This window comes from Neobacillus vireti (assembly GCF_001026695.1).
Taxonomy (GTDB): domain Bacteria; phylum Bacillota; class Bacilli; order Bacillales; family Cytobacillaceae; genus Neobacillus; species Neobacillus vireti.
Window position 1 is genome coordinate 918,456 of record NZ_LDNB01000002.1, and the last position, 12,199, is coordinate 930,654.

11 protein-coding genes and 1 pseudogene are annotated in these 12,199 nt (G+C 40.0%); 9 read left to right on the forward strand and 3 right to left on the reverse strand.

What is annotated here, in order from left to right:
- Window positions 1-8 precede the first annotated feature (8 nt).
- A complete protein-coding gene (locus AA980_RS04795; protein ID WP_024030746.1) occupies window positions 9-293 on the reverse strand; it encodes a DUF2642 domain-containing protein in 285 nt (94 codons plus the stop codon).
- 275 nt (window positions 294-568) lie between these two features.
- Here AA980_RS04795 and AA980_RS04800 point away from each other — a divergent pair, with 275 nt between their 5' ends.
- Together AA980_RS04800 and AA980_RS04805 are read left to right on the forward strand one after the other, a co-directional pair.
- A complete protein-coding gene (locus AA980_RS04800; protein ID WP_047771269.1) occupies window positions 569-1,531 on the forward strand; it encodes a S8 family peptidase in 963 nt (320 codons plus the stop codon).
- Window positions 1,532-1,730: 199 nt separating this feature from the next.
- The gene (locus tag AA980_RS04805; RefSeq protein WP_024026593.1) at window positions 1,731-2,294 is read left to right on the forward strand and encodes a DUF2062 domain-containing protein; all 564 of its coding nucleotides are present in this window, start codon (window positions 1,731-1,733) and stop codon (window positions 2,292-2,294) included.
- A 50-nt stretch (window positions 2,295-2,344) separates the two neighbouring features.
- Here the strand turns inward: AA980_RS04805 and AA980_RS27710 are convergent.
- Window positions 2,345-2,725: pseudogene (locus AA980_RS27710) on the reverse strand (C40 family peptidase); the annotation flags it as partial.
- 800 nt (window positions 2,726-3,525) lie between these two features.
- Here AA980_RS27710 and AA980_RS04815 point away from each other — a divergent pair.
- From AA980_RS04815 to clpP, 7 genes are all read left to right on the forward strand, one after another.
- Entirely contained in the window at window positions 3,526-4,800 is a 1,275-nt protein-coding gene (locus AA980_RS04815) for an L-lactate MFS transporter (RefSeq protein ID WP_024026595.1), read from the forward strand.
- 89 nt (window positions 4,801-4,889) lie between these two features.
- Complete coding sequence (locus AA980_RS04820; protein ID WP_024026596.1) at window positions 4,890-5,249, forward strand: DUF2294 domain-containing protein; 360 nt, start codon at window positions 4,890-4,892, stop codon at window positions 5,247-5,249.
- A gap of 144 nt (window positions 5,250-5,393) precedes the next feature.
- On the forward strand, window positions 5,394-7,751 hold the full coding sequence (locus tag AA980_RS04825) for an FdhF/YdeP family oxidoreductase (protein ID WP_024026597.1): 2,358 nt from the start codon (window positions 5,394-5,396) through the stop codon (window positions 7,749-7,751).
- Between the two features lie 25 nt (window positions 7,752-7,776).
- Entirely contained in the window at window positions 7,777-8,601 is an 825-nt protein-coding gene (gene fdhD / locus AA980_RS04830; RefSeq protein ID WP_024026598.1) for a formate dehydrogenase accessory sulfurtransferase FdhD, read from the forward strand.
- Window positions 8,602-8,804: 203 nt separating this feature from the next.
- The gene (locus tag AA980_RS04835; protein ID WP_024026599.1) at window positions 8,805-9,443 is read left to right on the forward strand and encodes a pyridoxamine 5'-phosphate oxidase family protein; all 639 of its coding nucleotides are present in this window, start codon (window positions 8,805-8,807) and stop codon (window positions 9,441-9,443) included.
- Window positions 9,444-9,625: 182 nt separating this feature from the next.
- The gene (locus AA980_RS04840; protein WP_024026600.1) at window positions 9,626-10,324 is read left to right on the forward strand and encodes a sigma-70 family RNA polymerase sigma factor; all 699 of its coding nucleotides are present in this window, start codon (window positions 9,626-9,628) and stop codon (window positions 10,322-10,324) included.
- A 30-nt stretch (window positions 10,325-10,354) separates the two neighbouring features.
- The gene (clpP, locus tag AA980_RS04845; protein ID WP_024026601.1) at window positions 10,355-10,936 is read left to right on the forward strand and encodes an ATP-dependent Clp endopeptidase proteolytic subunit ClpP; all 582 of its coding nucleotides are present in this window, start codon (window positions 10,355-10,357) and stop codon (window positions 10,934-10,936) included.
- 45 nt (window positions 10,937-10,981) lie between these two features.
- Here the strand turns inward: clpP and AA980_RS04850 are convergent, their stop codons facing one another.
- A complete protein-coding gene (locus AA980_RS04850; RefSeq protein ID WP_047771273.1) occupies window positions 10,982-12,097 on the reverse strand; it encodes an AbrB family transcriptional regulator in 1,116 nt (371 codons plus the stop codon).
- Between the last annotated feature and the right edge of the window lie 102 nt (window positions 12,098-12,199).

A 12,199-nucleotide genomic window follows, 5' to 3' on the forward strand; every position in this document is an offset into this window, starting at 1 on the left:
GCGAATCCTTATCTTTTTCTCTCATCGCTGCTCTCGACGTGGTGTTCCTCTTCAAATTCCTCCGGAGCAAATCCAAACGGTCCTCTTGGCATTGGTTCGGCACGATAAATTAACACAATCGTTTCGATTCTTATCGCCAAATTCACCGGACGAAATCTGCCCCTTCTTTCCAAAACAATCACATCCGTCCCCACATTTATCAGCCGTCCACTAAAATCCCCTCGAAGCGTAATAACCTCAACGTCCTTATTTAGTAATTCATGGGCAATTTGATGAAAATTCGTTTCAGTCATGATCATCATCCTCCTTCACCTTACATTAAATGCAGCTACGTAAAAAGTGGTATCGTTTTTTTGAAAAATTTAGGTGAATGTTCTAAAACTGTCACGAAAAAACTACTTCTCTTCTTGGTTGAATAAATTTCGAGACATGCTTTAAAAAATGATTGAAAAAGGGCTAGAAGACACTAAAAACACTCCAAAGGAACCTTTTTTAATATATTCCGAATTGTTAAACTATTGCTAACAGCATGGGTTGGCTTCAATTAAATCTGTTAGGAGGGAATTAGATGGAGCGAAAAGTACGCTTGATTCCGTACCAGGTGATTGCAGAGTTTGAAGAAGTAACCGAGGTGCCAAAAGGGGTGGAATTGATTCAGGCCCCTGAATTGTGGGGGAAAACAAAAGGGAAGGGGATCACAATCGCTATTTTGGATACTGGCTGTGAAAGTTCTCATCCCGACTTGAAGGATCGAATTATTGGCGGTCGAAATTTCACCAAAGATGACCGCAGTGATCAAACAATCTACAAGGATTACAATGGTCATGGCACACATGTTGCCGGTACGATGGCTGCAACCGCTAATGATCTCGGAGTAATCGGTGTTGCACCGGAAGCAAATCTATTAATCGTTAAGGTTCTTGATAAACAGGGCTCCGGACAATATGAGTGGATTATCAATGGAATCTATTATGCGATTGAACAACAGGTGGATATTATCTCGATGAGCCTTGGCGGTCCTGCAGATGTTCCTGAATTGCACGAGGCGATTCAAAAGGCCGTCGCAAGTGGGATTCTCGTTGTATGTGCGGCTGGTAATGAAGGGGACGGGCGGGATTCAACAAACGAGTTGTCCTATCCTGCTGCCTATAATGAGGTAATCAGTGTAGGCGCCACCGGATTAGGTCGGCAAATCTCGGATTTTAGCAATTCAAATGAGGAAGTAGATTTAGTCGCACCAGGTGAAAATATACTATCCACCTTCCTAAATGGAAATTATGCAAAGCTAAGTGGAACGTCAATGGCAACACCGCATGTATCCGGCGCGCTTGCACTGATTAAAGCGATTACGAATCAAGCTTTTGAAAGAAAGCTAACTGAGCCAGAGCTGTATGCACAACTGATTAGAAGGACCGTGCCACTAGGAAATTCTCCCAAGCTTGAAGGGAATGGTATCCTCTATTTAACGACTATCGATTATTTAGCCAATTTATTAAGCGCAGAGGAAAAACGAGAAGTGCTGAATGTTTAGTTTTTAACCATTAACATTTACCAATATCTAATAATTTTTTTATTAATTTTTAATAATAAAAGTGTAAAATAGAGATACAGCTAAACATGCTGTGTCTTTATTCTTTTTTTATTTGAAAAAAATTTTTTGAAGGGTTAGAATTTAGCGCTTATATAGAATATAATATACTTATCTTTTTTTTCACCAGGAGGGGTACCTTATGAGCATTAAACAAAAAAAGTATAATGTTTTTCAACGGCTTGGACGTGCTTTTAAGTTAAACTTCTTAAAACTTCTTCGTTCTCCTGGAGGAGCCAAAAAGGTATCATTGGGATTTGCCCTTGGCTTTGGCTTGGAAATGCTCGTAATTTCAACTGCTTCTCTTATATATATATTATTTGTACCAATTGTCCGGTTGGCTAAAGGCTCATTACCGGCGTCCATCATCGGAAATGTCATAGGAAAACTAACGCTACTTCCCGTGATTCTTTTACCTTTTGCGAGAACACTTGGAAAAGCAATCTTACCAATGCAAGTCAGAATTGGACACCATACATCTTTCTCTTTTCATCAATTAATGCAAGGTGATTTCCATAGTTTAGTTGGCCTCCTTCATGGGGGAGTCCATGCATTAATCGGAATGACCATTTTTGGGATTATTCTTAGCTTTATTTCTTACTTCATTGTTCATTATTTCTACGAAAAAGAAAAAGCTAATAGACTAAAAAGAAGACGGCATAAACATGAGATTCGCATCAAAAAAATCAATGAGAATTTAATATAAAATATGTCTTTTGTAAGCTCTTACGTTAAAATTAAGGGCTTTTTTATATTTCAAATTCTAATCACACGGCCTTTAAACGCGTTTTTCCAATAACCTTTGGTCATGTCGGCAATGGCGACACCAGTAGAACTTTGGGATCCAATGAATTTTCCATCTCCAAGATAGATCCCAACATGTCCGTCTCGTTTATACGTGTCAAAGAAGACCAGATCACCTGGCTGCATTTCTTGAGGGGAAACTTGACGACCGTCTTTTTTTATCGAATCTGTATGGCTTCCAATTTCGATACCTGCCTGTGCAAACGCCCAATGAACAAATCCGGAGCAATCAAACCTGCCACGGGCAATATCGCGGACATTTCTCCCGCCGCCAAACACATAAACAGAGTTTCCAATATACTTGTTCCCGACGGTGGTGACCGTACTTATGTATTCATTCCCTATTATCGAGACGCTCTCATTGACTGTTTCAGGAATTGCCTTACTATTCTCTTGAATAGTTTCAGATACACGTTTCATTTCGTTATTTATATGGATAAGAAGATTGGGGATTTTTGGTTCCACTGTTAGTTTGCTTACTAATTTTTCTTTGAGGTTTGGAACCTCTAGTTCAGCTGTTAATTGCATTGTTTGAATGGGAGCCTGTTTTACTTGGGGTAAATGGTCTTGATTATGTAAGTCACTAAATGATTCTGCATAAACCATATGTATAGAAAATTCGTTCTCGACCGCGGTAAGCATGATGGCTAAGCTAAACAATATTAGGATTCTTTTGATCACTCAACATCACTACTTTCTTATAAGATATTATTTTATTACTAATTTTCTAAATGTTCATACTATTTAATGTATCAAAATTGTAACAGATAATTCTGTCAAATATGTTATAAGAGTATTACAATTTGATAACATTAGTTATGTTTTTCTCTTGAATGGAATTCGTTTACATGGTATGATAAAAAACATATTTGTGAACAAATTGTGAACTTTTGAAAAATTATGAATCACTTTTAATACGAAATAGCGTTCCTGTTGATCGGTTAAAGGTATTTATAAGTCTAGTAAACAATAACTGTTGGTACTTAACAGCGTCCCTGTTTAAGACAAACCGTTGTAAGAATTCATTAAGATTCCCTTTTTCTTAGGAACCAACAGTGAATTTTTTCAACGGTTTTTATTTGTTCACAAAGCTTTTACATAACATAAATTCCAAAGGGGAGAGGTAAGTAAATATGAAAAAGACTAAAAATCGGTGGCTGATTGCTTTATCGGCAGTTGGAATTCACATTTCAATTGGTTCCGTGTACGCATGGAGTAATTTTACAACCCCATTAAAAGACTTATTCGGTTGGACTGATTCTGAAGTGGCGCTGACATTCAGTATTGCTATATTATTTTTAGGTTTGTCGGCCGCATTTCTTGGTCACTTTGTTGAAAAATATGGCCCTAGAAAATCAGGATTACTAGCTGCAATCTTTTTTGGAGTGGGAATCGTCGGGTCTGGTCTGGCTGTCCATTTAGGTTCAAAATACCTATTATATGTTTTCTATGGAGCACTTGGCGGAATTGGATTAGGAGTGGGCTATATTGCGCCTGTTTCCACTCTAGTAAAATGGTTTCCAGATCGAAGAGGACTAGCAACCGGACTTGCGATTATGGGTTTTGGATTTGCAGCTGCTATTGCTAGTCCGATTATGAACATGCTTATTGAGTCAGTAGGTGTTGCCAATACGTTTTACATACTTGGAATTTCATACTTCATCATTATGATACTATCCTCGCTATATCTCGAAAAGCCTGAAGAAGGATGGCTCCCAGACGGATATAAAGAGAAAATTAATAGTGGAAAAGTGAAACCGAATATGGATTTATCTCAACTGATGGCCAATGAGGCTGTTAAAACAAAACGTTTCTGGTACTTATGGCTGATGTTATTTATCAATGTAACCTGTGGAATTGCGATTTTAGCGGTTGCAAAGCCACTTGCGATGGAAAGTATTGGCATTGATATGACGGCAGCAGCAGCTCTTGTCGGAGCGATTGGAATCTTTAATGGTTTAGGAAGAATTGGCTGGGCTAGTTTTTCAGATATCATCGGTCGACCTGCTACCTATACATCGTTCTTTGTCCTGCAAATGGTGATTTTCTTCTTCTTACCAGAGGTATCGATTAAATGGTTGTTCATGGGGATGTTAATTATCGTCTATACTTGCTATGGCGGTGGATTTTCCTCAATTCCGGCCTATATCGGTGATTTGTTTGGCACAAAGCAGCTCGGAGCAATCCATGGGTATATTCTAACTGCATGGGCAGCAGCAGGTCTTGCGGGTCCATTATTTGCCGCTTGGATTAAAGATACAACAGGCAGCTATTCAGGCAGCTTAACGTTCTTCTCAGGATTGTTTGTTATCGCGTTTGTCATCTCAATCCTTATACGTGTTGATATTAATAAGCTAAAACGAGGTCAGATTAATAAAAATATACCATTGAAAAATCAAGTAAGTTAAGAAAGTTGCAAATTTTCCACTAAACTTATACAATATTAACAACATTAACAGTGTGTAAACCTGAAGTAATAGCAAGTGAGATGAGTTTATTGAATAAATATGAAGCGGAATTTAGTAATATTGTTCGCGCGTATCGTAAACGGCATATGGGGAAAGGTCCTAGTCAAGTGCGAACTACCTTTTGTAAGAACTGGGCAATTTGTGAACTAGAGGGGAATTTATCTCCGATTGAAAAATTTATTGCCACTGCGGAAGATGGAAAACAAATGCTGCGGGCTGCTCGGACCGAAATGGTAAAGGAGATTTATAAGAAAAATCATCCTGCTGAGATGGAGGAACTTTTAGGAGTAGAATTCGTTAAGGTATTTGTTGATATCAATATCGAAGAGGACAAAGGAATGTCCATCTTCGTCTTTGATCGGGATATTGAAGAGAAATTTAAAAATTAATGACTACTAAAATAGTTGGTACTTGGCAGCGAACCTGTTGAAGACTAACCACCTTGGTGCATTCATCCTTTTCCTGAGATGAATGCTATCCTCGGTGGTTTTTTATTTGTTTTTAAAATTGGAGATCTTGAGGAGGAATGAAGGATGGGAAAAACATTACATCCAGGTCCACAGAAAAAATCAGTTGTGCCTGCACCCGAACACTGGGTGAGTCCAATTCCTTTTGGACTAGGAAAAATGAAACCAAAACATATTCGCGATACGATGAAAGTCGCATGGGAGAATAAAGATAATCTCGGCTATGCCGCCAATATTTTAACAAAAGGAGTTTGTGATGGCTGTGCGCTTGGTGTATCCGGTTTATATGACCAAACGTTAACAGGGCCACATGTGTGTACAACTCGCTTAAATGTCCTAAGACTCAATACCATGCCTGCGATTAAGCCTGAAATTCTTCATGCAGATATAGATGAATTAAGGAAATACGACAGTTCAGAGCTTCGGAAGCTGGGCCGTATTCCCTATCCATTAATCCGCCGTAAAGGGGAACGAAAATTTTCCCGGATTACTTGGGATCATGCGATGGATATGATTGCGTTGAAAATGAGAAAGCTGAATCCAAAACAATTTGCTTTTTATTTAACAGCACGCGGGATTACAAATGAAAGCTATTATGTGGCCGGTAAAGTAGCACGTTTTCTTGGGACCAACCATATTGATAATGCCTCACGGATTTGTCACGCACCAAGTAAAACAGCGTTAAAGCGTTCAATTGGCGTAGGAGCTTCAACGTGCAATTATTTAGATTGGATTGGTACAGATGTCCTATTGTTTTGGGGCAGTGTCGCAGCGAACTCTTCACCAGTTTCTTCAAAATACATGCTTGAAGCGAAGAAAAAGGGTACCAAAATCATTGTTGTCAATCCATACAGAGAACCAGCGATGGACCAGTATTGGATTCCTTCAAACCCGGAATCCGCCTTGTTTGGGACCAAAATTGCAGATGATTTCTATCAAGTCAACATTGGCGGCGATATCGCGTTCATGCATGGGATTATGAAGCATTGGTTTGATATGGATGAGAAGGTTTATGGTTCTGCGATCAACCACGAGTTTGTTGAGGCACATGTGAATGGGTATGAAGAGCTTAAGAAAAGGGTTCAAGTCCAAACGTGGGAATCAATCACTGAATCTTCCGGTGTTTCGAAAGGAAGGATTATTGAATTGGCTGAACTGTTAGCAAGCAGTAAAAATGCTGTTTATGCATGGGCTATGGGACTTACTATGCATTCATTTGCCACTGATAATATTTCTCAAGTGGCAAACTTGGCACTTCTTCGCGGGCACCTGGGACGAAAGCATGCAGGTCTTATGCCGTTTCGGGGACATTCAAGCGTTCAAGGAAGCGGTGAAATGGGTGCTGATCCATTCGTCTTACCGGGCGGCGGCTGGGATGGCAACACTGTCGAGAGAATCGAACAGCTTTGGGGATTTGAACTTCCAAAGTGGCAGGGGGATATCGTGGGAGTTACTCTGGAAAACATCGTCCTTCCAGAAGACCATGAACGCAAAGTTAAACTCTACTACTTATCTGGCGGTAACTTTTTAGAGACGATGCCTGACCCTGATTTTATAAAAGAGGCCTTATCTGAATTAGAAATTCGTGTACACCAAGATATTATTTTAAACACCTCGACATTAGTCGATGCAAAAGAAGCAGTCATCATATTGCCGGCGAAAACACGTTATGAGCAGGAAGATGGCGGTACGAGTACTTCAACAGAAAGGATGGTTTATTTTTCACCTGAGATACCGGGTAACAAAAATAGGGTGGAAGAAGCAAGGGCAGAATGGAAGATTTATATCGATCTTGCTAAGCGTGTGAAACCGGAAACGGCTCATTTGGTTGATTTTGCTGACGGTTATGCCGTTCGTCGGGAAATTGCGAAAGCAAACCCTGATTATGATGGCATCCAACACTTGAAAGAACAGGGGGACGTCTTCCAGTGGGGCGGCGCTTGGCTATGTGAAGACGGGATTTGTCCAACTCCTGACGGAAAAGGAAGTTTAATACCAGTTGAAATTCCCGATTTAAATAAGAAGCCTGAACAATTTATCGTCACCTCCCGCCGTGGGAAGCAGTTTAATTCAATGGTTTACAATGAGGTCGATCCGTTAAACGGAGCAGGCCGTTATGACGTGTTAATGAGTGCTGTCGATGGGCAAAAACTAAGCATTGCCGAAGGTGAAGGAATCGTCGTATATAACGGATTCGGCGTATTCCAAGGCACAGCAAAATTTGTTGAGATTGCACCAGGTAATATCGAAGTGCATTTTCCAGAGGGGAACTTTTTGCTGCCGCGGGGCCGATATGAGAAATTTGCTGGTATCCCTGATTACAATATCACTGTTCATGTTGAAAAAGCAGAACGATATAACGCTAGGAAAGATACCGCCTATCTTGAAAAGCCAATTCCTGAACTCGAAACAGAAGTAGGTTAATTTTCCATGGAAAGGGGCAAAGCATGTGCTAAATGAAATTACTACTTCACAAAACATTCTCAGGTTTAACGGACAAGATTTTTTCGAGGATGAGGATGATATTGCAGTTGAAACAGCTTTAACAATTGTGGTAGATGGAAACGAGTTTGCCACCATGGTATGTACCCCTTCTGACTTGCAGGAATTGGTGGTTGGATTTTTAGCATCGGAGGGTGTTATTCGCGCTTACCAGGATATCAAATCCCTTCAAATTGATGAAGATCGGGGATTCGCGTATGTGGACCTGATAAACAAACATTCCGTTTTTAAAGAGTTTCATTCGAAGCGATTTATAAGTTCCTGTTGTGGTAAAGGCCGGCAGTTTTACTTCCATAATGATGTAAAAACAGCAAAAACGGTAATGACAAAACTGACGATCACGCCGGAACAATGCCGTAAGTTAATGAAGCAGATGCAGGAAAGTTCTTCTCATTTTCAGCAAACAGGCGGCGTTCATAACGCTGCTCTATGTACAAGTGATGGAATTGTAGTATCCAGAACCGATATTGGTCGTCATAATGCCTTAGATAAACTGTTTGGCTACTGTATTATCCACCGAATTTCACTAAAGGATAAGATAATAGCTTTTAGCGGTCGAATCTCATCAGAGGTGTTGTTGAAAGCCGCCAAGATTGGGGTTGGAATTATCCTATCGAAATCAGCGCCAACCAATCTTGCCTTAAACTTAGCGGAGGAACTTGGAATTACCGCGGTAGGCTTTATTCGAGGAAATGGGTTTAATGTATACACCCATCAGCACCGGATCCAGGGAATCGAATCACTTCCTGCAATCATTGGTTTAGATGATTGATAGGGAGAGAGGTTCATAGTGCCCGTGAAGCTGAAATAAACCGAATTAAGCTGCCTGCCCCCAGGAGGTTAATACCTTACTTCATCGGGGGGGGGGCAATCATACCCCTTTTATCAAAAAAATTGATTATTAGTAAACAATCATTCTTTGTTACAAAAACGATATAATTAGAAAGAGGTTATTTACTTAAGGGGTGGATATTTTTGGAGATTGGTAATCCATTTAAAGATATTATTGAGTCAGAAGAAGAGCTGCGTTCCCTTGTTGGTTATCCAAGTGAATTAGTGAAAAATAAGGTGATTACCTATATTGATCACCATTGTTCAAGCTTTATTTCCAAATCGCCATTTCTGGTTCTTTCTACTGCTGATTCTTCCGGTTTTTGTGATGTATCGCCACGCGGGGATAGTCCTGGATTTGTCCATGTTCTAAATGAGAAATATTTAATCATCCCCGAAAGACCAGGGAATAAACGAATCGATTCGATGCAAAATATTCTATCCAATCCAAAAGTAGGGCTACTATTTCTTATACCAGGTTTAGGAGAAACGCTAAGAGTTAATGGCAGGGCAGCTTTAGTAAAAGATAACGAATTGCTTGAAAAGATGGCAGTAAGAGGACGAAAACCTCTTGTCGGGATTGGGGTAGAAGTAGAGGAATGTTTTATCCACTGCGCGAAAGCCTTTAAACGCTCAGGTTTATGGGAGCCGCATTTATGGGCTGATCAAGAAACACTACCTTCGGCTGCTCAAATATTATTTGAACACGCCAAGCTACCAAATAGCAGTGCAAAAAAAATCGAAGCAAACTTAAATGAAAGCTATACTAAACGGCTTTATTGAAATCAAACGACAGTTCGCTGTCGTTTTTTTAAAAATAATAATATTATGTAAACTGGATTTCTTTATTATTTGTATCAATTTTTAAAAATATATAATAGTATTATAAAAAAGTTCATGACCCCGTATCTTTTTACCCTTCTTGAAACGTTAATTGGGTAGAGAGTGCAGAAGGAGTGAAAACCATGCCACAAAAGCTTAGCCCTTTCAGTAATGAAAATTCACAGGTTGATGATAGGCTGTGGAGCGAATATTATCCAAAGCTTCAGCGATATTGCCGCTTTCTAACCCAAAACACATGGGATGGAGACGATATCGCCCAGGAGACCTATCTTAAGGCATTAAAATATAGCCAGCAACAAATGAGTTCAGCTTTGTTAAATAAAATTGCTTATCATCATTGGATTGATTTGCTTCGAAAAAGAAAAAAAGTAATGGTAGATGATGCTGATATTGATAATTCCATTCATGAAGTAACGACTCAACTCGATGAAATGTCACATGCAGTTAATCTGCTCTTGACGCATTTTACGCCAAAGCAAGCCGTTATCTTTATGTTAAAAGAGGCATTTCAATATCAGTTAAAGGAAATAGCGGAGCTGTTAAACACGACAGAAATGGCCGTGAAGGCAAGTCTTCATCGGGTGAAAAAACGTCTCGAAAAAGATGATCATTCTTATTCAGCCGACTTATTTTGGGATCAGGAAGAAAGGGAGCAGCTTTCAAACATTTTTTATGATGCCTTGAAAAATCAAGACCCAACCGTCCTGATTCAATCCATTCCATCGCTAACAAGTATTAGTGAAGTGCCAAAGCTTGTTTTACGGAATTTACAACCGCTTCAAACTTATTCCCCTTCAAGCACTCTCTGTATGGCGGCATAGCCAATAATTCGCTTTAAGGAGGAAAAGTAAATGAGTACCATTCCATATGTGATCGAACAATCAAATCGTGGAGAACGGTCTTATGATATTTATTCAAGACTGCTAAAGGACAGAATCATTATTATTGGCGATGAAATAAATGACCACACGGCCAATAGTGTCGTGGCCCAATTATTATTTTTAGCAGCGGACGCTCCAGATAAAGAAATTTCTCTCTATATAAATAGCCCAGGTGGCTCAACTTCAGCAGGATTTGCTATTTTCGATACAATGCAGTACATTCAGCCGGATGTTCGAACGATTTGCACTGGTATGGCCGCCTCATTCGGGGCCATGTTACTGCTTGCAGGTACAAAGGGAAAACGGTACGCCCTGCCAAATAGTGAAATCATGATCCATCAGCCCTTGGGTGGTGCCAGGGGCCAAGCGACAGAAATCGAAATATCAGCACGGCGTATCATAAAATTAAAAGAACATACCAATCAAATTATTGCAGATCGCACCGGGCAGCCAGTTGAAAAGGTGGCAAAGGATACTGACCGGGATTACTTTATGAGTGCTGAGGAAGCGAAAGAGTACGGGATTATCGATGAGATTCTTTATCCAAAATGAGGTATTCCAATTTGAACAATACAGGAAAAAACGAGGAAGGCGGTCTCAAGCTGCCTTCCTCGTTTTTCTGTTGCCCACTTTAAAAAATAACCTTAGGAGCGGTGGTACGGCAAAATAGATAAAAAACAACCGGAATAATTGATACCCGGTTACCATCGATAAATCCGCATGGACTTCGTGAGCAAGAATCCCCATTTGATCCATACCGCCTGGAGCCAAGCTTAATAAACTAGTGGATGGGGTAATATCGTAATAATGAACAAGCAGCAAACCTAATCCGACAGATCCGATAATCATCAGCAACCCACTAAGCAGCGCAAGGGTAATTATTTTTGCCTTATGCTCAAGTTTTTCAGGCTTTAATAATAAGCCGATGTACCCGCCAATCATAAATTGCGAAACGTCCAATATTGGCGGCGTAAGAGCAGGCCCATGGAAACCTGAAATGCCGGCGATGGCTGTTCCTAGTATGGGTCCCAATAAATAGGGAGTAGGAAACTTATATTTTTTTGCAAGAAAAGCACAGAGCACACATATCACGGCAAACAAAACAATGGTTGAAAATAGTGGTTCTGAAGTATGAATTGTCTTTACAACCAAATCCGATGTCGGTTCAATAGCTGTATTTTTAAAAAGCGGGCCAAAAATGAGAAAAGGGACGAAGAAAATAATCATCATCAATCTGGCCACTTGCAAGAATGTTACCGTGGTAATATCGATTCCTTTCATTTCTTCGGCAAAAATAATCATTTGCGAAAGTCCTCCTGGAATGCTGCCGGTAAGTACAGTTGGATAATCCACGCCAGTAAGCTTGGAAACAACCCATGCGATTCCAGCACAAAAACAAACGAGAATAACGGTCATGATCAGCATCGAAGGCAGTTTCGCGGTGATTTGCATGAGCGCTTCTTTCGTGAAAGATAAACCAATTGAATAACCGACTATTATTAATCCCGTATTCCGTATGGAAGTAGGCCAATAATATTGAATTTTTCCAAACCTTGTACCAATTAAAACTGCCGCCATTGGCCCCAGCAGCCATGGAATGGGTGTATGAAGAGCGGTGAACACCAGGGCGCCAATGAAAGCAGTTAACATGGTGATCGAAAAACGAAGCATTTTATTGTCCTGTTTTTTTGAAAAATTAACCAAGGGAGCCATTCCTTCTGTCTTTTAAAATTTTGATACGTCTTTGTATTTTAGTTGATTAGCCTTCGTTTTATGTCTATAAGAAGGGGTAAGACATTGTGGTTGTTTGTTCAG